Origin of the sequence: Pleomorphomonas carboxyditropha (genome assembly GCF_002770725.1) — a bacterium.
Lineage (GTDB): Bacteria > Pseudomonadota > Alphaproteobacteria > Rhizobiales > Pleomorphomonadaceae > Pleomorphomonas > Pleomorphomonas carboxyditropha.
This window is the reverse complement of sequence record NZ_NQVN01000039.1, coordinates 1-22,173: the sequence shown is the minus strand read 5'-3', so window position 1 is coordinate 22,173 and position 22,173 is coordinate 1. Positions and strand designations below refer to the sequence as shown.

The 22,173-nt window shown below is 64.9% G+C and carries 20 protein-coding genes, 1 tRNA gene and 1 riboswitch; of the genes, 3 read left to right on the top strand and 18 right to left on the bottom strand.

Annotated elements, in window-relative coordinates; genetic code table 11:
- The 4 genes from CJ014_RS26200 to CJ014_RS26185 form a co-directional block, all read right to left on the bottom strand.
- The coding region (locus tag CJ014_RS26200) for a flagellar basal body protein (protein ID WP_133121868.1) at positions 1 to 125 on the bottom strand (125 nt) is incomplete at its 3' end.
- Between the two features lie 21 nt (positions 126 to 146).
- Entirely contained in the window at positions 147 to 1,391 is a 1,245-nt protein-coding gene (gene flgE, locus CJ014_RS26195; RefSeq protein ID WP_100083446.1) for a flagellar hook protein FlgE, read from the bottom strand.
- Between the two features lie 395 nt (positions 1,392 to 1,786).
- Positions 1,787 to 3,469 (bottom strand): flagellar filament capping protein FliD, encoded by a 1,683-nt coding sequence (gene fliD / locus CJ014_RS26190; RefSeq protein ID WP_100083445.1) that lies wholly within the window; start codon positions 3,467 to 3,469, stop codon positions 1,787 to 1,789.
- A gap of 1,528 nt (positions 3,470 to 4,997) precedes the next feature.
- Positions 4,998 to 5,921, bottom strand: coding sequence for a M12 family metallopeptidase (locus CJ014_RS26185; RefSeq protein ID WP_165791005.1), 924 nt, complete (start codon positions 5,919 to 5,921; stop codon positions 4,998 to 5,000).
- Between the two features lie 226 nt (positions 5,922 to 6,147).
- On the opposite strand from CJ014_RS26185, the gene CJ014_RS26180 reads away from it, so the two are divergent.
- The gene (locus tag CJ014_RS26180; protein ID WP_165791004.1) at positions 6,148 to 8,340 is read left to right on the top strand and encodes a caspase family protein; all 2,193 of its coding nucleotides are present in this window, start codon (positions 6,148 to 6,150) and stop codon (positions 8,338 to 8,340) included.
- Positions 8,341 to 8,379: 39 nt separating this feature from the next.
- On the opposite strand, the gene rhaB is transcribed toward CJ014_RS26180, so the two are convergent.
- The gene (gene rhaB / locus CJ014_RS26175; RefSeq protein ID WP_165791003.1) at positions 8,380 to 9,858 is read right to left on the bottom strand and encodes a rhamnulokinase; all 1,479 of its coding nucleotides are present in this window, start codon (positions 9,856 to 9,858) and stop codon (positions 8,380 to 8,382) included.
- Between the two features lie 190 nt (positions 9,859 to 10,048).
- Complete coding sequence (locus CJ014_RS26170; protein ID WP_100083448.1) at positions 10,049 to 10,609, bottom strand: manganese efflux pump MntP; 561 nt, start codon at positions 10,607 to 10,609, stop codon at positions 10,049 to 10,051.
- Positions 10,610 to 10,689: 80 nt separating this feature from the next.
- A riboswitch (yybP-ykoY riboswitch) is annotated at positions 10,690 to 10,787 on the bottom strand.
- Positions 10,788 to 10,988: 201 nt separating this feature from the next.
- On the opposite strand from CJ014_RS26170, the gene CJ014_RS26165 reads away from it, so the two are divergent.
- Entirely contained in the window at positions 10,989 to 11,423 is a 435-nt protein-coding gene (locus CJ014_RS26165) for a hypothetical protein (protein ID WP_100083442.1), read from the top strand.
- Positions 11,424 to 11,769: 346 nt separating this feature from the next.
- On the opposite strand, the gene CJ014_RS26160 is transcribed toward CJ014_RS26165, so the two are convergent.
- From CJ014_RS26160 to CJ014_RS26145, 4 genes are all read right to left on the bottom strand, one after another.
- Entirely contained in the window at positions 11,770 to 12,264 is a 495-nt protein-coding gene (locus tag CJ014_RS26160; RefSeq protein ID WP_100083441.1) for an RES family NAD+ phosphorylase, read from the bottom strand.
- Positions 12,265 to 12,275: 11 nt separating this feature from the next.
- Complete coding sequence (locus CJ014_RS26155; RefSeq protein ID WP_100083440.1) at positions 12,276 to 12,626, bottom strand: antitoxin Xre/MbcA/ParS toxin-binding domain-containing protein; 351 nt, start codon at positions 12,624 to 12,626, stop codon at positions 12,276 to 12,278.
- A 97-nt stretch (positions 12,627 to 12,723) separates the two neighbouring features.
- Positions 12,724 to 14,268 (bottom strand): diguanylate cyclase, encoded by a 1,545-nt coding sequence (locus tag CJ014_RS26150; RefSeq protein ID WP_100083439.1) that lies wholly within the window; start codon positions 14,266 to 14,268, stop codon positions 12,724 to 12,726.
- A gap of 329 nt (positions 14,269 to 14,597) precedes the next feature.
- A tRNA-Ile gene (locus CJ014_RS26145) sits at positions 14,598 to 14,673 on the bottom strand.
- 297 nt (positions 14,674 to 14,970) lie between these two features.
- On the opposite strand from CJ014_RS26145, the gene CJ014_RS26140 reads away from it, so the two are divergent.
- On the top strand, positions 14,971 to 16,929 hold the full coding sequence (locus CJ014_RS26140) for an acyltransferase family protein (RefSeq protein ID WP_165791002.1): 1,959 nt from the start codon (positions 14,971 to 14,973) through the stop codon (positions 16,927 to 16,929).
- Between the two features lie 38 nt (positions 16,930 to 16,967).
- On the opposite strand, the gene CJ014_RS26135 is transcribed toward CJ014_RS26140, so the two are convergent.
- From CJ014_RS26135 to CJ014_RS27985, 8 genes are all read right to left on the bottom strand, one after another.
- A complete protein-coding gene (locus CJ014_RS26135; protein ID WP_245427700.1) occupies positions 16,968 to 17,174 on the bottom strand; it encodes a hypothetical protein in 207 nt (68 codons plus the stop codon).
- A 22-nt stretch (positions 17,175 to 17,196) separates the two neighbouring features.
- Positions 17,197 to 17,595, bottom strand: a complete 399-nt coding sequence (locus CJ014_RS26130; RefSeq protein WP_100083437.1) for a hypothetical protein — start codon at positions 17,593 to 17,595, stop codon at positions 17,197 to 17,199.
- Positions 17,595 to 18,185: a lysozyme gene (locus tag CJ014_RS26125; protein ID WP_100083436.1), complete on the bottom strand. Its 591-nt coding sequence runs from the start codon at positions 18,183 to 18,185 to the stop codon at positions 17,595 to 17,597. Before CJ014_RS26125 ends, CJ014_RS26130 begins: the two co-directional genes overlap by 1 nt.
- Positions 18,172 to 18,405 (bottom strand): DUF7940 domain-containing protein, encoded by a 234-nt coding sequence (locus CJ014_RS26120; protein ID WP_100083435.1) that lies wholly within the window; start codon positions 18,403 to 18,405, stop codon positions 18,172 to 18,174. The genes CJ014_RS26125 and CJ014_RS26120 overlap by 14 nt, the downstream gene beginning before the upstream one ends.
- A gap of 143 nt (positions 18,406 to 18,548) precedes the next feature.
- Entirely contained in the window at positions 18,549 to 18,950 is a 402-nt protein-coding gene (locus CJ014_RS26115; protein ID WP_100083434.1) for a DUF1515 family protein, read from the bottom strand.
- Entirely contained in the window at positions 18,947 to 19,525 is a 579-nt protein-coding gene (locus CJ014_RS26110; protein WP_100083433.1) for a DUF4376 domain-containing protein, read from the bottom strand. The genes CJ014_RS26115 and CJ014_RS26110 overlap by 4 nt, the downstream gene beginning before the upstream one ends.
- Before the next feature lie 2 nt (positions 19,526 to 19,527).
- Complete coding sequence (locus CJ014_RS26105) at positions 19,528 to 21,144, bottom strand: glycine-rich domain-containing protein (protein WP_100083432.1); 1,617 nt, start codon at positions 21,142 to 21,144, stop codon at positions 19,528 to 19,530.
- 48 nt (positions 21,145 to 21,192) lie between these two features.
- Positions 21,193 to 22,173: hypothetical protein (locus CJ014_RS27985; RefSeq protein WP_207765868.1), on the bottom strand; the 981-nt coding region annotated here is incomplete at its 5' end.

Sequence of the window (22,173 nt, the reverse complement as noted above, 5' to 3'; positions counted from 1 at the left end):
TTGGCGGTCTTCACCGTGTAGCCGTCGACGTCGGCGTTGGCGATGTTGGCCGACGACACGCTGAGGCCGACCTGCGCCGCCCGGAGCGCCGACAGGGCGATGGAACTGGCGACCGACACCGACATGACAACGCCTCCCAGCCCCGGTTAGCGCACCGCCGCCAGAAGCGCGTCGAACATGTCCTTGGCCGTCGAGATGACCTGCGAGGCCGCCGAATAGGCCTGCTGGGCGGCGATCATGTTGGAGAATTCGGTGTTGGTGTCGGTGGTCGATTCCTCCAGCCGATAGGACTGGAACGAGCCGGCGCCGCCGCTGCCGGCGAAGTGGTAGGTGGCGCCGCCCGACGACGTGCCGGCCAGCGCGTAGACCGAATTGCTCATCTCGATCAGGCCGTTGGCATTGGCGAAGGTGGCGAGCGGGATCTTGTAGAGCGACAGCGACATGCCGTTGCTGTAGTTGGCGTAGACGGTGCCGTCCTCGTCGATGGTGACGCCGGACAGCGTGCCGTAGGCGCAGCCGTTGCCGGTGCAGGCGATGTCGACCGTCGTGTTGCTGCTGTCGAGCGCGTATTGCGACAGGCCGTCCGAGGCGCCGGCGGTGCCGAAGCCGAGCGCGATCGACATGGCGGCCGACCCGTCCGACAGGCCGGAAATCGCCAGCGTCGCCGTCGACGGGCTGGCCAGCGTTCCGTCGGCGTTGAAGGTGATCTCGATGGTGTCGGTCGGCGCCGCCTCGACCGTGCCGTTGCCCGAGGTCAGGCTGCTGAACGACATCTCCCAGGTGTTTTCGCCGGTCTTCGTCCAGGTCACGCCCATGGTGTAGGCGGTGCCCAGGCTGTCGTAGAGTTCCAGCTCGCTCGTATAGCTGTCGCCGACCTCGGCGTCGGCCGGCAGGACGCCGGTCAGCGAGGCTTTGGTCGTCGCCGCCGCGTAGCCGGAGAGGTTGTTGGTGTCGATGATCTCGAGGTTGCTCTGGGTGGTGCCGCCCACCACGTTGCCGTCGGCGTCGGTCGGCCAGCCCATCAGCAGGTAGCCGTTGTTGGTGAGATAGCCGGTGTCGTCGTCGATGGTGAAGGCGCCGTTGCGCGTATAGTAGATGTTGCCGTCGCCGGTGGTCACCGCGAAGAAGCCGTCGCCGTCCACCGCGAGGTTGGTGGCGATCGACGAGGAGACCAGCGTGCCGCTGGCCAGGATGTTCTGCGACTTGGTCGCGGTGACGCCGCCGCTGGCGCTGCTCGTCGAGCCGGAGGTCAGCAGCGACGAGAAGCTGGTCGAGCTCGCCTTGTAGCCGGTGGTCGAGATGTTGGCGAGGTTGTTGGAGATGATCGACAGCGCCGTCGATTGAGCCTTCATCGCCGAGACGGCGGAATTCATGGCGCCCGTAAGGGACATCCTGGCCTCCATACGCATACAGGTTATTGGGGGTCGGGGAGCGCTATATTTAAAATAACGACGGGCACCAATGCCGCAACACGGCCTGAACTTGGCAATAGATAAGTATATATCCTCGTTTAATATCCGTTAACGAGTCATATAGACCTCGGGATAAGCCAGGGAAGCAGGATAGTTAAGCTCATTGACCGGTTCCGATCTCTCTGGTGTCTTTGGGTTATACGAGAGAGACCGCAAAACCAGGCGGGCAAATTGCAATTTTTCGGAAGGCAATTCGTTAAATTCAATTAATACTTACGGCAGGCCGGCCCGGACGGCGATCGACTGGCCAAAGACAGCCGGCGGCGCGCCGATAGCCAGCGCCGCGGGACCCTTCCAGCGCTTCAGGGCAAGCATCAATCGCTGTTCTGGGCGTCGAGCAGCGCGTTGATATAGGTCAGCATGGAATTGGCCTGGCTGATCTTCGCCTGGAGGCGGGCATAGCGAAGGGTCAGGTTGGCCTTATAGGTATCGGCCCGGTCGGTTATTCTGTCGATCTGGGTCTCGTAGGACGTGTTCTTGCTGGTCAGGTTGGAGATGACGGTGACGATCGAGCCGGAGCTGGAATTGATCGCGTTCTTGGTGATGTTGTAGATCTGCTCGGCGATGCCGGCGGCCTGCGTCACGGTGACCGACTGGCTGGTGCTGCCGGTGAACACGAAGGTGTAGCCCTCGTAGGCGGTGCCGGCCACGCCCTTGATGCCGTGGCCGGTGCTGGTGACCGTGAACAGCCCGCTCTCGCCGTCGACGGTCACGCCGGTGATGTTGCCGTCGTCGTCGACGGTGATGTCGAGCGTGAAGGTCGATGGCGCGCTGGTGCCGCGGTAGAGGATGCCGAGATCGCTCGACGAACTTTCGAACGAATAGGAAAACAGCTGCTGGATGATGGCCGTATCGGCGTTCAGCACCTTGTTGAGGGTCTTCTCGTCATATTGCAGGTAGTTGTTGTTGTCGAAGCTGAGGCCGAGCGCCGACATGGAAACGTCGTCGAGCGAGAAGGTCAGCGCCGAGGCGATCTGCTGGTTGATGGTGCGGATGGTGCTGTCGCCGAACAGCACCGCGTCGCTGGAGGCGCCGCCGCCCGTCGCCGTCGCCTGCTGCGACAGCGCCCACTCCCGGTAGGCGTTGTAGGCGTCGACGAAGGCGATCACCGCGCTCTTGATGTCGGTCAGGTTCTGGGCGATCTCGACGTTGACCGCCTGGCCTTCGCCGGTGGTGCCGGTGAGATAGAAGGTCAGCCCGTCGATCACGTCGTCGATCTCGTTGGTGGAGCGGGTGATGGTGACGCCGTCGATGGTGAAGATCGCCTGCTGCGAGGCTTGCAGCTCGTCGGCGAAGCTGCCGCTGTCGTCGACGATGCCGAGGTCCTGCAGCACGCCGTCGGCGTCGGAAACCGCGATCGTCTGGCCGGTGTCGACCGTCGACAGGATCAACTGGTAGCTGGTGCTCGACACCTTCAGCACGGTGGCCTTGACGCCGCTCGTGTCGCTGCCGTCGTTGATGGCGGCGGCGATCTGGGCCAGCGTCATGGTCTCGGTGACGTCGATCGTCACCGCCTCGCCGCCCGCGACGCCGATGCTGAAGCTGCCGGAGAGACCGAGCGCCGACGACGACGCGGTGAAGTTGCCGCTCGCCACCTTCTGGCTGGTCGCCAACTGGCTGACCGTCAGCGAATAGCTGCCGGTGGCGACGCCGGATTCGGCGCTGACGGTGAGAACCGCGCTGGTGTCCACCCCGCCGGTGCCCGTCAGGTAGGCCTTGCGCTCCAGGAACACGTCGGTGTCGCTCGCCGTGGAATCGGTCACCGCGCGCAAGGCGGTCGCGGCGGTCTGCAGGGTTTCCAGGAGGTCGATGGCGTCGTTGTAGGCGGAAATCTTCGCTTCGTTGGTCGAGATCTTGGTCTCGTAGGTCGCCGTCGCCGCCAGCTTGGCCTGGTAGAGCTCCTCGATCAGCCCGCTCCAGTCGACCGAACTCACGTCCGACGTGGCGTAGCTCGACGATGACGACGAAGAACTGGTGACACTCGATGACGTCGTCATGTCATACCCCCGCTTGGGCTGGCGTTGCGTTGCGCGGATGGCGCGGAGCTCCGCGCCGCCGAGGCCGGCCCGGCGGCGCCCCTCATGGAGGTCCGCGGCTTCGAAGGCCTCGAGCCATCACGATGATCGTCCGAAGTCACCCCATGCGCGGCATCCCCCATCGCCTGATTTTCGAACGACTTGCCGCGAGGACAAGCCGAGTAGGATATCAACGTCCGGGATGCGACCCTTCAGGCGAAATCAGCCTCCGCCACGGCCGTTATGGTTTCCGGATGGTTAACGGGGGGAGCCGGACAGACGGCGGGCAAGAGGCGTGCCGGCACCGCCGCCGCGCACGCCCCGGTTCGCCCGGAGACTGATATCGGCCGTTCGTTCTTTCCTGCATGAGGTCCTGCGCCTTCGCGCAGGATGACACTCTATGGGGAGGGGAGGCAGGGCGAGGCAAGGATGGATGGCGATGGCTATCCGGCTGTTTCCTCTATATAATTCTGTCATCCTACGCGAAGGCGCAGGACCTCATGCAGGAAAGGGCGAGCGGCCAATATAGGTCTCCAACCAAACCGGAGCGCTGCCCGGCATCGTCGAGTTTCAGGACACCCCTCTCCCTGGTCCCTCTCCCACAAGGGGCGAGGGGACGGTGGGAGTTGCCGACCCATTGATCTGAACGGGCGCGTTTTCCAGTAACGGGTAGGCCCAAACCGCGTCCCCTCGCCCCTTGTGGGAGAGGGACCAGGGAGATGGGTGGGCCAGATATCGAGGATGCTTCGGGATGGTGTCGTGGCGCTCGATCGGTTTCATTTGGGTCGGTGCCCGATAGTCGCCTTGGCGCCCCATTCGGCCTGAGGTCCCCGCCTTCGCGGGGATGACAGATTTATATAGATGAAACAGAGCTGTAGCGGCTCGCGCGGGCATCTATCAAGTTGTCATCCCCGCGTAGGTGGGGACCTCGGGCAGGAAAGAACGGGCGACGGATATAGGTCTCCAATCGAACCGGAGCGCTGCCTGGCATCGTCGAGTTTCAGGACACCCCTCTCCCTGGTCCCTCTCCCACAGGGGGCGAGGGGACGCGGTTTGGGTCTACCCATTACTGGAAAGCTCGGCTTGCCCGAAAAATGGGTAGGCAACTCCCATCGTCCCCTCGCCCCCTGTGGGAGAGGGAACAGGGAGAGGGGTGGGCCAGACATCGAGGATGCTTCGGGATAGTGTCATAGCGCTCGATCGGTTTCCTTCGGATCGGTGCCCGATATTTGCCATGCCCCCTTTTCGGCCTGAGGTCCTACGCCTTCGCGTAGGATGACAATCTATGGGGAGGGGAGGCAGGGCGAGGCAAGGCAAGGATGGAGGGCGATGCACTATCCGGCTGTTTCTTAAATATAAATCTGTCATCCTATGCGAAGGCATAGGACCTCGGGCAGGAAAGAACGCGCGGCCAATATAGGTCTCCAATCGAACCGGCGTCCCGCTCGCATCGCCGGCCGGCGACTATTCGCTCAGGTGCGCCGGCCCCTCCAAGGCTCAGGATGTCATGTCACTCGGACTCCAGGAGCTCCCTCAGCCCCGGCGATACCCCGGCGAGATCGACGATGGCGCGGGCGCGCGTCACCCGCTCGGCGTGCGAGGCGGGCGAGGCCGACATCGGATAGGCGAGGCGCAGGCCTTCCAGGTCCGTCGTCGTCAGGGTTTTGGCCGGCGCCGGGTTGTAGCAGGGGCTGCGGGTGCCATCGACCAGCATCGTCGGGCTCGACTGGTAGTAGTCCATGATCGACTTCACGTCGAAGCCGCCGGACAGCCGGAAGTCCCTTTCGTCGTTGTTCAGCCTGTCGAAATTGGTTTTGACCTTGGTCGCGTCCCAGCCCCACAGCCGCTGGATCTCCACGTAATCGAACCGGCAGGGCGCGCCGGGCTTCTGGTGCTCGTGGAAGAAGCCGAGGGCGTGGATCAGCTCGTGCCAGACCTGCCAGTCCTCCAGCCTGCCGCCCAGGAAGACGTTCGCCTTGTCCGAATTGGCCTTCTTGACGCCGTTGCGCCCGATATGGGCGCTGCAGCAGGGCGCGCCCGTCCCGGCGGCGATGCGGATCTCCTCCGGATACAGTCCCCGGGCGTCTTTCCGGCAATCGGGGAACGGGTTCAGGCTCTGAAAATCGATGATGATGTTGATCCGCGCCCCGTTCAGAAGTTTCGCGGCGGAATCGAAAATGAATTTCCGCTCGGCTGGCGTTCCGCCGATGAAGCAACCTTTCAGCGTCTGCCCCGGCTTCCATAAAAGCGCCCGGGAATAGAAGTATCTCGCGTCCTCGTCGGGCGCCGCATCGTTCAGTTTTGCCACCTCCGCCAGAAGCGGCGCGGCTTCGTCGTTGAATTCCGGGTTGAAGGTTCCCCATTCATTATGGGCGTCGGCGATGCCCACCATCGCCAGAGTGATGCCCAAGGCCAGAAAAGCACTGTTGCGCATCCGTTCCCCCACGGTTGTCTTGAAGGCATACGTATTATATGCTAGGTTGAAGGAATTAGGCAACATCTGGGTGGCTGCGATGACTCGGTCGCGGATGTTTTTCCTTTGTCGTTATTTCATAGTATTTGGATTTATCTTTTGCATTGCTGCTGCGGCGGCGATCAATTCGTCCCGCGCGCAAACCGGCGCCCTGATCGGCGCCACGCCGGACGCCGTCGACAACACGGTGCCCTTTCCGGGTGAATCGCTGGGGCCGGACGGCAACGGCGCCCTGCCGCCCCGGCTGGCGCTGGTCATCGGCGTCGCCAACTACGACCGCGCCGACCGCCTCGACATTCCGAACCTGCCGGGCGTCGCCAACGACACGGCGCAGGTGGTCAGGACCCTGTCGGACGCCGGATTCCTGATCACCGAGCCGCGCGACAACGGCGGCCGCGTCACCCGCAACGGCATTCTGGAAGCCCTCAACGCCTTTTCCTCGCGGATCGTGCAGCTCCGGTCCACCTCGCGCAAGAAGCCGGTGGTGCTGGTCTATTTCGGCGGCCACGGCGTGACCAACGGCGCCGATAACTTCCTCATACCCTCCGATTTCAACCCGACCTTCCAGGACGACCTGCCGGACATGGCCCTGCCGCTCGCGACCATCCGGCAGCGGCTGGCGGCGCTGGACGTTTCGCTGCGCTACATCATCCTCGACGCCTGCCGCAGTCCATTCCCGCTGTCGCTGCCGGCGCTGTCCGGCGGAGCGGCCCAGGCTTACAAGCCGGGCATCAGCAAGATGACTATCGAGACGGCCGGCGAAACCATCTGGTTCGCCACCCTGAACGGCAGCACCGCCACCGATAGCGGCGTGACCTTCACCCGGCGCCTCTTGGAAGCGATGGACGGCGAGCGGGGCAATGCGCTGCGGCAGGCGGAAGACCCGCGGTTCGCCGACGACGGCCAGCCGTCGCCGCCGGTTGCCAACGCCTATGGCAACACGTCCTCGGTGCTCGACCAGGTGGCCACCAGCATGGCCGGCTCCGGACAGGTGCCCGACCGCGCCGGCAACCCGCCGCCGCTCGTCCTCTACCCGACCAGGGCCAACTACCGGACGGAGCTGACGTTCTTCCGGCAGTTCGAGGCGGCCGCCTCCCCCGCCCAATACGAGCGGCGATATTGCCTGGGCAAGGCCTATCTGGGCGCGTTTTTCCTCTATTCCTATTTCTCCGGCGCCGTGAGCGACTGGAAGACGAAATTCGAGGGGCTGACCGGCCCGGCCGACCTGCCCTCCTGCACCGACCTCGCCGCCGGCCAGCCGGCCGCCGCCGACCTGCCGGTCAAGGCGGCGACGGGCGAGTGGCTGGCGTCGGCGGCGCCGTCGTCGCCGCCGGTTCCGGGCGAGGTGGCCACCCTCGGCGGCCTGATCGCCAGCGCCTCGCTGTCCGACACCGCCCTCGGCGAGATCGGCGGATTTGCCGGGACGACGCCGATCCGCACCCTGGCGGTGGCCGGCGCCGATCTGCCGATGTTCAAATACGCCAATGCCGGCGGCGAGGCGCTGGCGACGGTCGATCGCGGCCAGCTCCTGTCGGTCGGCGCCCCCAACGGCGCCTTCATCGCCGTGCGCACCCCCGACGGCCGAGCCGGCTACGTCGAGCAGAAGCTGGTCAACGCCGGCGCCACGCTGTTGCGCGTCACCGTCGCCCGCGACGCCGGCGGCAATCTCACCGGCGCCTCGCAAGGCGCCCTCGAGGCGCTCAAGGATACCGTCGTCTACGACGTCGCCGTCGAATATCGCGAGGATGCGAGCCAGAACGGGCTGCTGCTCGCCGTCGCCGCCTTCGACGCGCTGAGGAAGGCGACCTTCATCCCCGACGAGCTGGTGCCGCTCTACCGGGCGGTCGATCCGTCCAGCCTGCCGGAGGCCCGCGCCGTGCGCATCCTGCTGTCGGCCCTGCCGCTCGACCCCACCCTGCGCGGCGGCGCCTATTCCTATCGCGGCGAGGCGGTGAGCCTCGACGCGGCGCTGAAGCTCAGCCAGCCGGTGCTGGCCTCCGCCGCCAGCGGCCATGTCGTGGGACAGGGCAGCGCCCTGACCTGCGCCTCGCCCCTGCCCTCGGCCGACACCGCCGGCAAGGTGGCCATCGTCCGCTATCCCAGCGCCGGCGAGGCGGTCGCCGCCGAAAGCGTGCGGCGGGTGCTCGGCACCCTCGGCTTCGCGGCGCCCGACCCGATCCAGAAGGGCACCCGCATCGAGAAGCAGGGCACGCGGATGACCTATTGCGCCACGGACCAGCCGCTGGTCGACCGGGTGAAGGACCGGCTGTCGGCCTGCTTCGGCGACGCCTTCCGCTATTTCCCGACCTCCGACAAGGCGCTCTGCGCCTCCGGCCGCCTCGACGTGGTGGTGACCGACGCGGCGCTGGCGGATAATTAACCCCGCTTGGCGTCGAACAGGAGCAAAAGCCGACGCCCGTCAGGCGGCGACGGCGGCCGTCTTCAGCCGCGCGAACCGCGACCGGGCCGCATCCGGCACCGCGTTCTTCGGCGTGTATTCGCCAAGCGGGAAGGAGCGGCTGACGATGGCGCGCGCCTCGGCGAGCGAGGACATGGCGCCGAGCGCGATCATCTGCAGGCAGGCGTTGCCGAGCGCCGACGTCTCGACCGGGCCGGCGGTGACCGGCACGCCGCAGGCGTCGGCCGTCAGCTGGTTGAGCAGCGCGTTCTGCGAGCCGCCGCCGATGATGCGGATGGTGTCGATCGGCTGGCCGGTCAGCTGTTCCAGTTCGCCCTTCACGTGGGCGTAGTCGAGGGCGAGGCTGTCGAAGATGCAGCGGCCGATCGCCCCGAGCCCCACCGGCGCCGGCTCGCCATGCGCGGCGGCGAAGGCGGCGATCGCCTCGACCATGCTTGGCGGGTTGAGGAACCTGATATCGTCGGGGTCGATCAGCGTCCGCCAGGCCGGCGCCGCCGCGGCCGCCGCCACCACCTCAGAAAAGCCGGGATCGCCCAGTTCCTTGCGCACCCGCTGGATCAGCCATAGCCCCATCAGGTTCTTCAGGACGCGATAGGTGCCGGCGACGCCGCCCTCGTTGCCGAAGTTGAGCCGGCGGGCCAGCTCGCCGGTATAGGCGCGCTCGCTCTCGATGCCCATCAGCGACCAGGTGCCCGAGCTGACGAACGCCTCGCGGCCCGAGGCGATCGGCGCGGCGGCCACCGCCGACGCCGTGTCGTGCGAGCCGGGGGCGATCACCTTGATCGGCCGGGCGGCATTGGCGAGCCGGACCTCGCCGACGACGGTGCCGGGCGCCACCGGCGTCTTCATCAGCGCGCGCTTGAGGCCGGCGATCCTCAGGAGATCGCCGTCCCAGTCGCCGCTTTCCAGCGACAGCAACTGCGAGGTGGTGGCGATGGTGTATTCGTTGCGGATCTCGCCCGACAGCGCGAAGTGCAGGTAATCGGGCGTGAACAGGAGGTGCCGCGCCCGCTCCAGCCAATCGGGATGCTGTTTGGCGGTGGCGCGCAACTGGTAGAGCGAGTTGTAGGGCTGGAAGTGGATGCCGGTGCGCCGGTAGATCTCGGCCGGCGGCATGTCGGCGAACACCTCGTCCATCAGCCCGGCGGTGCGGCCGTCGCGATAGGCGACGCTCAGCCCGACCTTCTCCCGCCTCTCGTCGAGCAGCACGAAATCGACGCCCCAGGTGTCGCAGCCGACGCTCGTCACCGGCGCGATCGCCGCCGCCTTCTCGAGCCCCTCGCGCACGTTGGCGACGATCAGGTCGCTGTCCCAGACGTCATGGCCGGTCGCGGCGTCATGGCCGAGCGGCGTCGTGAAGCGGTGAACCTCGGTGAGGCCGATCAGCCCGTCCTTGAGCTCGGCGACGATCACCCGGCCGCTGCCGGCGCCCAGATCGACGGCGACGCACCGAACGGCATCCTGCTCCTGCTGATCCATTGTCGCCCCCGATCCGCTCATGGCGAGGGCAAGTCCGGCAAAGCGCGTCGCGGGAACTGCCCTATCCCGTTGTTTTAACGCAAGTGCCGGGGCGATACCGCTACACACTTTTGCTGAAAAATGCCCTGGAGCGGCGGGCACCCGCCGTTTCCGCGTTATCTGCCGGCATGGCTCCGAGGTTCGAATCCGGTCAGGCCGCCGACAGATGCTCGAACAGGATGAGACCGCCGAGCACGCACAGGGCCACGCCGGCCGCGGCCTCGGCTATTTTTCCGAACCGCTCGCCAATCAGCCGGCCGACCAGCATGCCGCCGGAGGACATGACGAAGGTGGCCAGCCCGATGGCGACGGCGACGACGATGATGTCGACGTCGAGAAAGGCCAGCGAAACGCCCACGGCCATGGCGTCCAGGCTCGTGCCGATGGCCGTCGCGACGAGAATGGCCAGGGACCGGCCGGTCGGCGCGGCATCCTCTCCAGCACGGAAAGTCGCATGGAGCATATGGAGGCCGACACCGGCCAGGAGCGCGAAAGCGATCCAGTGATCGACCGCTTGCACGTAACGGCTGGCGGCGAAGCCGGCGGCCCAGCCGATGACCGGGGTCAGCGCTTCGACGGTGCCGAACACGATGCCGGTACGGAGCGCTTCGCGGAGGCGCGGCCTGCCGATGGCGGCTCCGCGTCCGACGGAGACGGCAAAGGCATCGACCGACATGCTGACGGCGAGCACGGCAATGGAGAACGGGGACATCGACAAGGCTCCGACGGACAACAGATCGGGCGCCAAATGCCCGCTTGTCCGCACAAAGCAGGTAGCGCCACGGTCTGGTCGGGCCGATCTATCTCGGCTGATCGTGCCACGCGCACCCGCGCAAGCCTGTTGACACGATCCCACCCAAGGGTGGTGACTACTCCCCGATGAGCGGAGCCTTTAGCAACGATGGATATTTTGTCAAGTTTTCTCACCATTATTGAACGGTATTAAGAAGCATTATCATGTTGGTCATGCATGTATAGATGAGAGCATGGAAATGTCCCGACAGTCGGATTCGCTCGACCGTCGCACGAATTCCCGGATTCGATATATTCAAGGCGAAACCCCGGCCCATTTACTCGCGGAAGAAACGCCCATGCCGATCAGCTACGACCCTCGCGGCCTGATGAAATTCTTCGGCCGGCCCGAATGGACCGCCTGTTTCCAGTCTATCTTCGACCGGCATTTCGGCCCGGCCCTCGATCCGGTCGGCATGACCTTCGAGGACCTCGGCGACGAGCTCGGCGATGCCATGGCCATGACGCTCTGGGAGTGCGCCTTCGAGGACTTCCTCACCCGGGACTTCGATGTCGCCGGCGTCAACATCATCGACGAGTATCTGAAGCGGCGCGGCAAGCCGAGCCTTCCGGGAATGGGTAGACCCAAGCTGCGTCCCCTCGCCCCTTGTGGGAGAGGGACCAGGGAGAGGGGTGTCCTGAAACTCGACGATGCAAGGCAGCGCTCCGGTTCGATCGGAGACCTATATGCGCATCGCGCCCTTTTCGGCCCGAGGTCCTACGCCTGCGCGTAGGATGACAGATTTATATAGAGGAAACAAACGGATAGCGCATCGCCTTCCATCCTTGCCCCTCCCCATAGGTTGTCATCCTACGCGTGAGGCGTAGGACCTCAGGCCGAATGGGGGCTACTAGGCACATATCGATCGCGCCTCTCTCTTGGAGAGCCCTATATCCGCCGCTCGCCCCTTTCTGCCCGAGGCCCTACGCCTCACGCGTAGGATGACGGATTATATATGGGAAACAGCCGGATAGCCCATCGCCCTCCGTCCTTACCTCCCCTCCCCATAGGGTGTCATCCTGCGCGAAGGCGCAGGACCTCGGGCAGGAAGGGGCGACCGGCCGGTATAACGCTCGCCCTTACCCAAGCCGCCCCTCCTCATCGATCACCGTCAGCCGATGGGGCAGCCCCTCCGACCATCGCCACAGCACGAGGTTGAGGTCGGCGTCCGACGATCCCCGCGCGAAGCTGCGGACGAGCAACCCGGAGAAGCCGGCGGCAAGGAGGTCGGCGGCGAAGCCCTGCGTCCGCGACCGGCCGGAGGCCTGCATCTCGTCGCGCCAGGTGGCCGCGGCGAGATCGCCGGAGGTCAGGCCATGGGCTGCAAGCGCCGCCGCGTCCCGGCTGTCGTAGAGGTCGTCGATGTCGGCGTCATAGGCGACCAGCGTCGTCGGCTGCAGGCTGCCGACCTGATTGGCCTCGCGGATCGCCGTCAGCACGTCGAGGGTGAGATAGAGGGCCGGCGTTCCCCGGGCGTTGAAGCGGCCGCCGTAGAGCTGCGCGCCGCGCCCGGACAATGGTTCCCTGGCATAGAGGGGATTGAGGGCGCGGTAGAGCGTGCCTTGAAAGCGCATCAGAGAGGCTCTCAGGCGAAGACGCCGGCATCCACCGCATCGATATAGTCGAGAACCTCCCCCGCCCGGCCCTGCTGCACCAGCGCCATGGCCGTGGCACCGCTGAAGCCAGGGAGCGGCTCCGACCGATACCAGGCATAGGCCATCAGGGCGGAGCCGAAGCGCGGCTCCACCTTGTTGACGATCTCCACCATCTCGCGCAGGCGCCGCTGCGTCTTGTCCGAGCGAAGCCGTTCGGCCCTGAGCACGGCGTCGCGACCGAGGCCGGCCGAACGCGCCACCTCGTCCCTGGTGGTCCGGAAGGCTCTAGCGATCCTGGCCGGCGCGAACAGGCCGTTGTCGGCATATTGGGCCAGTCCCATCTCGATACCTCGCAACACGTTTTCTGACGCCAATATAGGGCGCTTCAGGTGGCATGACAACCATCCGCCGCGATCCGCCCCCTTTGCCGCTCCAAATTCAGGCCGTGACCGCGCCGGCGAACACCTCCCTGTCCTGTTCGGCCATATGCTGGAGGCAGATTTCGAAGACGATGAACTGGATGAAGGGATTGAGCGGCAGGTCGTCGGCCTCGTAGAGCCCGGTCAGGAATTTCAGGCGATCGAGCATTTGTGCGTGGCTGAGAGCGTGCTCCTCAAGCATGCGGGGATGGCGGCCGGCGATCACCTCTTCCTCGCTGGCGCAGTGTTCGATCAAGGTTTCGCTGAGGATTTGCAGCCTGTGCAGGATGGCTTGCTTGCTGGGGCTGCCGACCAGCAGCTTCAACAGGCTGTTGGCCATGGCCAGCAGTTCGGCATGCTCCTCGTCGACCTTGTCCACCCCGACGCGCAGGCTCTCTCCCCAGTCGAGCTGGAGAACGCCGCCTTCCCGGCGCAGGGGCGTGTCGATGAACCAGCGGTTCTTGCCGTCCGCCTTGGCCCGGTAGAGCGCGGCGTCGGCCCTTGCGAACCAGCTCGTGACCGTATCGGTGCTGAACGCCAGGGATATGCCGATGCTGACGCTGATGCTCACCGCGTCCTCCACCTCGATCCGGCTCGCCGTCAGGCGCAGCCGCTCGGCCGCGGCGATCGCCTCGTCCACGCCGGCGCCGGGCAGCAGGACGAGGAATTCCTCGCCGCCCCAGCGCCCGAACACGTCGATGTCGCGCAGGGCGCCCGAGCAGGCCGCGGCGAGCCGCCTCAGCACGGAATCGCCGCTGACATGGCCGAAGCGATCGTTGATCGACTTGAAATTGTCGAGGTCGATCAGCAGCATCGAGACGAGCGAGCCGGTGCGCCGGAGGCGGCCGAGCTCCATGGCGGCGACCTCCTCGAGCTTCCGCCGGTTCCAGGCGCCGGTCAGATCGTCCCTCAGGATCAGCTCCTGGTTCCGGTGGTCGGTGCGCTCCTTGGCCATCAGCACGAAGCCGATGGCCAGGAAGATCAGGCCGAACAGCGAGGTCAGGAAGATCAGCGATTGCGAGACATCGCTGTCGTAGAAGGTTTCGATGCGGCCGATCTTCAGGGACAGCGACAGCTCCCGCACGACCAGCAGCATGAGGTTCAGGACGATCGCCGACAGCACCAGGTATTTGCCGCGGCCGGGCGTGCCGGGCAGGTTGCGGACCGCAACGACGAGGGCGAAAGCCACCATCGGCATGATGAACAGGCTGTTGGAAAGGATCCTCGCCTCGATATCGTCGACGTAGACCGCCGACGAGACGGCAAGGCAGACGAGGAAGAGCAGCGCGCCTTTCCGGGGAAACGTCACGCAATGGAACAGGCAGAGGGATTTTGCCCCGCATACGAAGAACAGCCCGAGCGACATCTCGGCGAGCCAGACCGCGACCGCCCCGAACGCCAGCGACGCAAGATAGAGGATATAGGCCAGCCCGTGCAGCACCAGCGCCTGGGCCAGCTCCTTCAGGCCGCTGCTCGGCTCGGTTGCCGAGGCGATCCAGATGGCGCTTCCCGATGCCAGGCTGACGAAGATGATGATCGAGAACAGCGTCTGGATATCGAACATGTCGGTCCTGATGCGGCTGGAGCCACCAATCGGCCGGAAGCTGCCACAGCCGTTGGCCGGCGCGTCGCCAATCCGCGACAGCCGCCCCGAACGCGGCCGGCGGCAGCCGAACGGCAGGGCGAACCACCGGCGGCAATCGGGATTCAGTCACTACCCCCGATAGATTCCCAGTCTAAATTTTTGGTTTATTGGGTAAAAATACCTTGGGTAAAAATGCGGAAATACGCATTTGTAGTGATGAAGAGCGCCGCCGCCGGATCGCGCCTCGGCCGGAAACAGCACCGGACCGGCGCAACGGCGCTGCGCCACGTCCCGACAGCTTGAAGAATTGGTGGGCCCGGCAGGACTCGAACCTGCAACCAGACCGTTATGAGCGGCCGGCTCTAACCATTGAGCTACAGGCCCTTCCGGAACCGGCCGCAGACCGACACCTTGCGGCCGCTCGGCTCCGCCCCGCTCCAGGGCGCCTGTTTCTGCCATCCCCGACAGATGGAATCAAGGCGCTTCATCCGGTCAACGGAGACCAATGAGCTAGGCTTGTGGGAATAGGCATCCCTGTGGCCATTCCTGTGTTTCAATTTGTGACTTGTGTATCTATGTTGCCGCCCGTTTGGAGGAGAGCCTGCCTTGCCGCGGGCCGGCAAGACAGGTGAGCGGATCTTGGCAAGTTCCAGTTGGAGTTATCGGGGAGACGCGACCAACTTGGCAGTTTCGCTGAATCAGCGGACGCCAAGTCATCCAGCCGCCATCAGGTATAGAAGCGATATTGACGGTCTTCGTGCGCTGGCCATCATCCCAGTCATTTTATTTCACGCTGGATTACCCGGTTTTGGCGGCGGCTTTATCGGCGTCGACATATTTTTCGTCATTAGCGGCTTTCTTATCTTTGGCATCATAGACAGCGAAATTGGCCAGGGAAAATTCTCGATACTCGGATTCTACGAGCGACGTTGCCGCAGAATTTTGCCCGCGTTGTATCTGGTGATTGTCTGTACGCTGCCATTTGTAGTGACATGGACATTCCCTTTTGAATTGCATGAATACTTGAGATCCATTCAGGCAGCGGTTACATTTAGATCAAACTTCTTTTTCTCAAAAAACACCGAATATTTTTCTCCAATTAGCGACGAAAAGCCGCTTCTTCATACCTGGAGTCTGTCCGTTGAAGAACAATTTTATCTCATATTTCCTATTTTATTATTTATCACCTGGAAGCTATGCAAGAAACATAGGATTACAGCGATCGTTGCAGGCGCTTTATTGATGTTCCTAGTGACGGAGGCCACCGTGTTGTTTGGTGATAAAAACCCGTCAAAGCTATTCTTTTCAACGCCATATAGATCGTTTGAGCTACTCTTTGGCGCCGTAGCATTTGCTCTACGGCAGAAAATGGGAGACAGGTACGTTTCCGCTTTGTCTCTACTCGGGTTGATTATGCTGTTTTTGTCCTTCGTTCTTTTGAGCGAGGACCACCCATTTCCGTCACACTTCACCCTCGCACCGGTCATGGGAACAGCGCTCGTCCTCCTGTTCGGGTCGCCGGTTACCTGGCCTTGCAGGGCCCTCGGCCATCCGTCCATTTCATTCATCGGCAAGCTCAGCTATGGGGCCTATCTATGGCATGTACCTTTAATCGCCTTACTGAAAACGAGGTCGGTTGACACTCCTTCCGTGTTCGTAACCACCATTGTCGCTCTTTCTAGCCTTCCACTTGCCTATATTAGCTGGCGATTTGTAGAAATGCCCATAAGGCTTGGGTCATATTCCGCTTTCAGGTCGCGGGCCTGCGTCTTTGCCCTGTCTATACTTGGCGCTGCCAGCCTCTTCCTTGCCTCTTGGGTCGGGACGACCTTCATTCCCGACCCTAAAGACCAGAGAGAAACAGCGGATGGTTGCAGTTTTGACCAGGAGAATTGCTTCAAACTGCCGAGCACACGCATATTCTTCTGGGGAGACAGCTACGCCGACGCATTTGCTTCGAGTCTCGGACGCGTTCTCAACGCACGTGGCGAAGGTCTCGAGCTATCCATCAGGCATGGCTGCCCTTCGCTTCTGGGCGTCCAAAGGAATGGTACGAGCTTACGCGCCTCGGACACGGATTGTACGCAGCATAACAACAAAACATTTGAATACATAAAGCAAAATAAGTTCAAAGTTGTTATTTTAACGAGTAATTATGCGTGGTATGGAGATTTTATTGGACCAAGATGGGAACGCCCCTTAGTTACAGCATTGGATGATCCCACAAGGCCACCAGCAGACGTAATTACTCTTGGCTTGCAGCAAACGGTTGCTCGCTTGCGCAAAATCGGCATTCGTATTGTCGTTGTTACGCCCCATCCCAATATCCCAAACTTCGCAGTGGCACAAAAAGAGATCAAATATGATCTCAAGTCTCAGATATATGGCGATTATGCTTCCGCGTCATATGTCCGCTCTCGTCTCATCCGTTCCCTAGACGAGGCCGGGCTTCCTTTCGACGAAGTAAATGGCCTCGATTGGTTTTGTGATGGAAGCAGTTGCCCAATGGTCAGAGGCGGAGAATTCGCCCTGTTTGACGGCTCCCACCTTTCCAAGGCAACAGCGCCAACCATCGCCGACAAAGTTGCAGCCGAAGTAGAGCGTGTACTTTCCAGGGAAGCACCCCAAACCACCAAGTGAAGTCCTCAGGGAATTCAATAAATAGAGCATCGAACCGATCACCCTCTGGGTATCGACAATGGTTCGGCCGCGCCAATCCCCGCCCGCACGTCGTCATAAAAGGCGGCGCAATCGGCTGTCCTGCGGTCCACGCCGTCGGCGACGATCTGCCATCGCCCCTGCACGGCGCGCCACTTCTCGCCGGCCTTGGGCGTGACGCGCGGCATGTTGTCGCGGCAGCGGGCCGGCAGGGCCGGCAGGCTCACCCCGGCGTTCTGGCGGCCGATCTCAGTTGACGCCGTCGCCAGGCGCGCCTCGAGATTTCCGCAGCCACTCAAGATCGTCAGCAGAGACGCGACAACCATCGTCGCCAGTGTCGGCGGCGACGGCCGCCTCGTATTTTGCCCACGCATCGTCCGCCTCCTTATTCGCCGCTTCCGCACGCGCCCTATCACTGGCGGCCGCCGCCTCGGCCACCTTGAACTGGCGCTTCATCTCGTCCACCTGGCCTTGCAGCGCCAGCTTTTCCGACGCCGCCACGAAGCCCTCGCGCGCTGCCCTGGCCACCGCCGGATCGTCGATCCAGGCGTCATAGAGGCTGAGCGCCGCGAAGGTGACGGCGGCGCCGGTGACGAGGCCGGCGATGGCGGCGGCCGTGGTGCCGATCTTGTCGAGCAGGCCGAACATCACGGCACCCCCGAGGCGCAGAGTTCGCCCTCGCCGATGCGCGCGGCGTCGCCCATACCGCGCCGCCGGGCGAGACCGACCACCATGCGGCCGCCGGCCCGGTTGAAGGCAGTGGCGGCCACGCAGCTCTCCAGCCAGCGACCGGCCCGGCCGAGCCGCGCCGCCGTCGAGCCGCAGGCGGCGCCGGCGCCGATGTTCCAGGCGAGCGAGGTCATCATGGCGCGCCAGGACAGGGGCGCCTTGCTCCAGTTGGGGATGCAGGCGACGAGCTTGCCGCGGTAGGCGGCGGTGATCTTGGAGGCCAAGCGCTTGTCGCAGCCGGCGGGCGTCTCGGCCATGCCCGGCCGTACGTTGGTCGTATCGCCATCGCAGATCGTCCAGACCGGCGGCTTGGCGATGGTGTCGAGATAGGCCTTAAGAGACCGCCCCTCCCAGGGCTTCACCAGCACTTCCACCGCCAGCGCCACGTCGTCCGGCACCGGCTTTGCGCCGGAGATCAACGCCACCGTGCCGCCGGCGCCGGCCGCCAGCACCACGGCGGCGATCGCCGCCCGGGCGCGCTTGCTGGGCGCGAGCTCAACGGTCGCCATCGTGCAAGGCCTCCTGCACCAGGTAGCGGGCGACGAAGGCGGCGAACACCACGCCGAAGGCCACGAAGGGGAAGACGGCCGGCGCGATCAGCTCGGCGCCGGCCAAATACGGCAGCGCCGCCTCGGCAGCGGTGGTGAGGCCGCCGGCGATCAGGATGTGGGACGTCCAGGAATGCCTGAGCACCCGGCGGGCGTTGGGCACGAGCTTCGGCCGCTTCATCGTTCTACTCCAGCGATTGAGCCTGGAGCTTAGGCGGGAAGGGTTTCCGGGCTGGCGCGGCTTCGGGACGGAGGCGCGAAGGCGCAGGACCTCGGGCCGAAAAGGGCACAGGGCAGATATCGGCCGCCAGAATAAAAAGCCTCTCAGCCGATCCGCAGCCAGTGGCGCAACAGCGACACCGCCTGGTCGGAGAACCAGGCCATGGTGGCGCCGAGGCTGATGCCGCCGATCGCCAATACGCCGACGATGCGTAGGCCGGTGGTCTTCATGTCGCGCCATTCACCGACCGCCGGCAGAACGGTGTCCGCCTGGGTCTTGGCAAGGTCCTCGACTACCTGCCGGCTCAGCGTCAGCTCGGTCTTGAGGGCCGAGAGCTCCCGCGCCTGCTCGTCGAGCCGGCGATGCATGGCGGCGCGGTTGTCGCGGGCGGCGATCTTCTCGTCGCCAAAGTCGCGCAGTAAATGCTCGACGCTGGCGCCGAGTTCGCCAAGCTTGACGAGAATCTCGGTGGTGGGATCGGCGTCCTGGAAGAGCGGCTTGCTCATGTCCCGCCGATCGATGCTGCCGGCCAGCCGGCGGTGATGTCGACGGCGTCGAGAGCGGCGGCATCCTCGGCCGAGAGAGCCATATCCTTCAGGTCACGCCGGCGCTGGACGATGGCGGCGTAGTAGTCGCCAACGGCTGCGGCGAGCGCCAGGCCGGCGGCCGGCGTGGCAAGCGGGATGCGGACATTTTCAATGGCGATCCAGCCGCGCGCATAGCTGTCGAGCCAAACGACGGCACCGGCCGAAGCTGCCGTAGCGGTTGCCGCCATGGCGGTGAGGTCGGCCCGGCTGCCGTCGTCGAGGGCAACATGCAGGCCGGAGTCGACGGGGGCGCCGGCGGAGAGCAACGCATCGGCAGCGGCCGTGATGACGGCGATCTTGGCGGCGCGGAGATCGTCGAGGGTGGCGTCAGGCTCGACCGGCAGCGCCCATTCCATCCCGTTGAAGGTCCAGCCGATACCGACGCCGACACCCTCAGGCCCAAGCAGAGCACCGAAGGCAATCGGATTGGCGTCGTCGGCAATGACAATCGAGTTGACCACGACGCCTGCATCAACGATGTACGCTGTTTTCATGGTCAGAACTCCAAAATGATGATGATGCCCGGCGAACCGTTACCGCCAAAGGTGCCGTTCGCCGTGACCACGCAGGCTCCGCCGCCGCCCGCGCCGTAACCAGTCGCCGCACCTCCGCCATAGGCTCCAGTGCCACCGCCACCACCAAGGCCGCCGAATCCGAGGCCAAGCGGGCCATCTCCGCCGCTGCCGCCGTGTGACTGTTCAGAGCCGGCCACGTAATAGGAATAATCCCGTGGTCCGCCCGGCAGGTTGACCAAACCGCCACTGCCAACAACCGGAGCAATGGTGGCGCTGCCCGGCCCGCCGGAGCCGATATATGTATTGCCGCCGATTACGAGCGAGGATGCACCACCATTGTTACCGTGAGTGTTGGACACGCCGGTGCCACCAGCGCCAACCGTGGCGGCATAAGCCATACTGTCGTCAACGTCCGCCAAGGCTATCGTGGCGCCGCCACCAAAACCACCATTTCCAATACCGACGGAACTCCGGCCCTGTCCTGCACCGCCGCCGCCGCAGACGATGGCGAGCCACTTGGTGACGCCAGCGGACGGAGTGACGTTGCCGGAAGCGGTCACGACTCGGACGTTCTTCAGGCCTCCACCAGCAAGAGCATTCTTCACGAAGGCTGTGGTGGCCAGCTTGGTGGAGACGTCTCCGGAGGCGGGGGTTGGGGCTGAGGGGGACACTGAGAAGGCCATGCTGCGACCTGCCCGCGAAACCGAGTAGACAGTTCCCAGGGAGTCCCCTGCGTCATCAAAAGCATCGAACTGGAAGTTTGACCCGGTGTTGCCCCCATCCTCCGGCGTCGCGTTTGCACGCATAGACCACCGAGCCAGGCCATTGGTCATCCACATAACCCAGCGGTTGAGGCCCGGCGCGTCATTGACGTAGATGTCCTTGCCAGTCAGTTGGCCTGCTGCGCCATACTTCGCAGGGGCGCTCGCTGTCCCGTCGTCCTTGAACGCGGTCTTCAGGTAGTAGGAGGTCGGATCGAACAAGGCGGCCGCCGCGGCGCTCGCCGCCGCCTCCGCCGCCTTGCCGGTCGCCACGCCAGCCGCCGTCGCCGCGGTATTGGCGTGCCCCTCGGCCGCGACGACCGCGCCGGCGATGCCGGCCACCGTCTCGATGTCCTCGGCGATCGGCACCAGCGCCAGCATCTGCGGCTGGATGTCCGACAGCGCCAGCACCGCGCCGGTCAACCTGTCCACCGACACCGACGAGGTCACCGGCAGCACCACGGCGCGCGCCACCTGCTCCTTGAGCTGAAGGGACATCTGCGTCTGCAGGTCGATCGCCCGTTCGATGGTTTCGGCGAAATAGGCGCCCTGGTTCTCGAGGTCGATATCCTGCGTGAACGGCACGTTGAGGATCAGCGTCACGAGGTAGCCGGCTTCATAGGCCAAGGCCGTCTCGACGGCTCCGCCACCGCTATCGCCGACACTGGACACCGTATAGTCGGTGCCAAGCGCCAGGGTGGATTCGGTGCCTTCCGGCGCCGTCAGGATGACGCGGATGTGCGCCGCGTCGTAGATCCTGAATTCATAGGGAAAACTGGTCGTCGCCCCGTTGCAGGCATAGGGGCCGGAGCGGTTCGCTTCGCTCGCAATGGTCATCGGCAGGCCTCGCTGGTTTTGCGAGACCCTACCTCGCCAGGGTTTATTTCACCGCGCCCCGAACACATGGCCGATCGCCACGGCTGGCGGGGCGTCCGTCAGGAGTGCGGCGGCCATCATGGTCGATCGGACGGCCTTCGCATCGCCCCTGTCGCCTGCGGATGTGGCCAGCCCGGCCCACATCGCCGCCCGCGCCGCGCTGTCCGGCGAGGCCGGCGCGGGGGCGCCGATCGGGCCGAAGCCGGCATCGCCGCCGCTTCCGGGCGCCCGGAGCACCGCCGTCTCGCGGGCGAACAGCAGGGCGGCGGCGAGGGCGCGCGACAGGTTTGCCGGGTTCGATGCGACGGGAGAGGCCATCAGCGCCGCGACCAGGGTCCGGACGGCCACCGCCGCCTTGCCGCCCGGCGCGCGCCCCGCATCCGCCCGCCGCGCCGCGTCGTCGCCCGCAGCCACGGCCCGCGCCTCGTCGCCGGACCGGTCGAGCTGCCGGCGATAGCCGGAAAGCCATGAGGGCATGTCGGCGAGCTGCCAGCGCGCACGCCCGATCAGCCAGCCGGCCAGGGCATCCGCCCCGCCGTCGCCGCGTTTGGCCGCCGCCGCCCGCCGCCCGGCCATCAGGCCCGACCGGCCGGCGATCCGGTCGCTGACGCCGGGGGCGAACGTATCCCCGAGGCCGGCCGCAAAATCCGCCCCCGCCGCCATCGCGCCGGCCAGCCCCGCCGCGTCGACCAGCGCCGCGGCGAGATCGCGGGCCAGCCGCTCGGCCACCGGGTCGCCCATCTCGGCCGCCGCCATCCGCTCCAGGAAATCCCCGGCGCGCAGGTCGCCGGCCGCCACCTCGTCGATGAAGGCGGCGAGCGTTTCGAGGTCGCCGGCCCGGCCGCCCCCGGCGAAGGCGTCGCGCAGCGCCGGCTGCCCGATCAGCCGCCCGGCGTTGGCCAGCGGCTCGGACAGTTCGAGGTCGGAGAGCAGCCGGTCGACGTAGGCGTGGAAGGCGGCGAGGTCGAGACTGAGGCCGCCGCCCGCCCC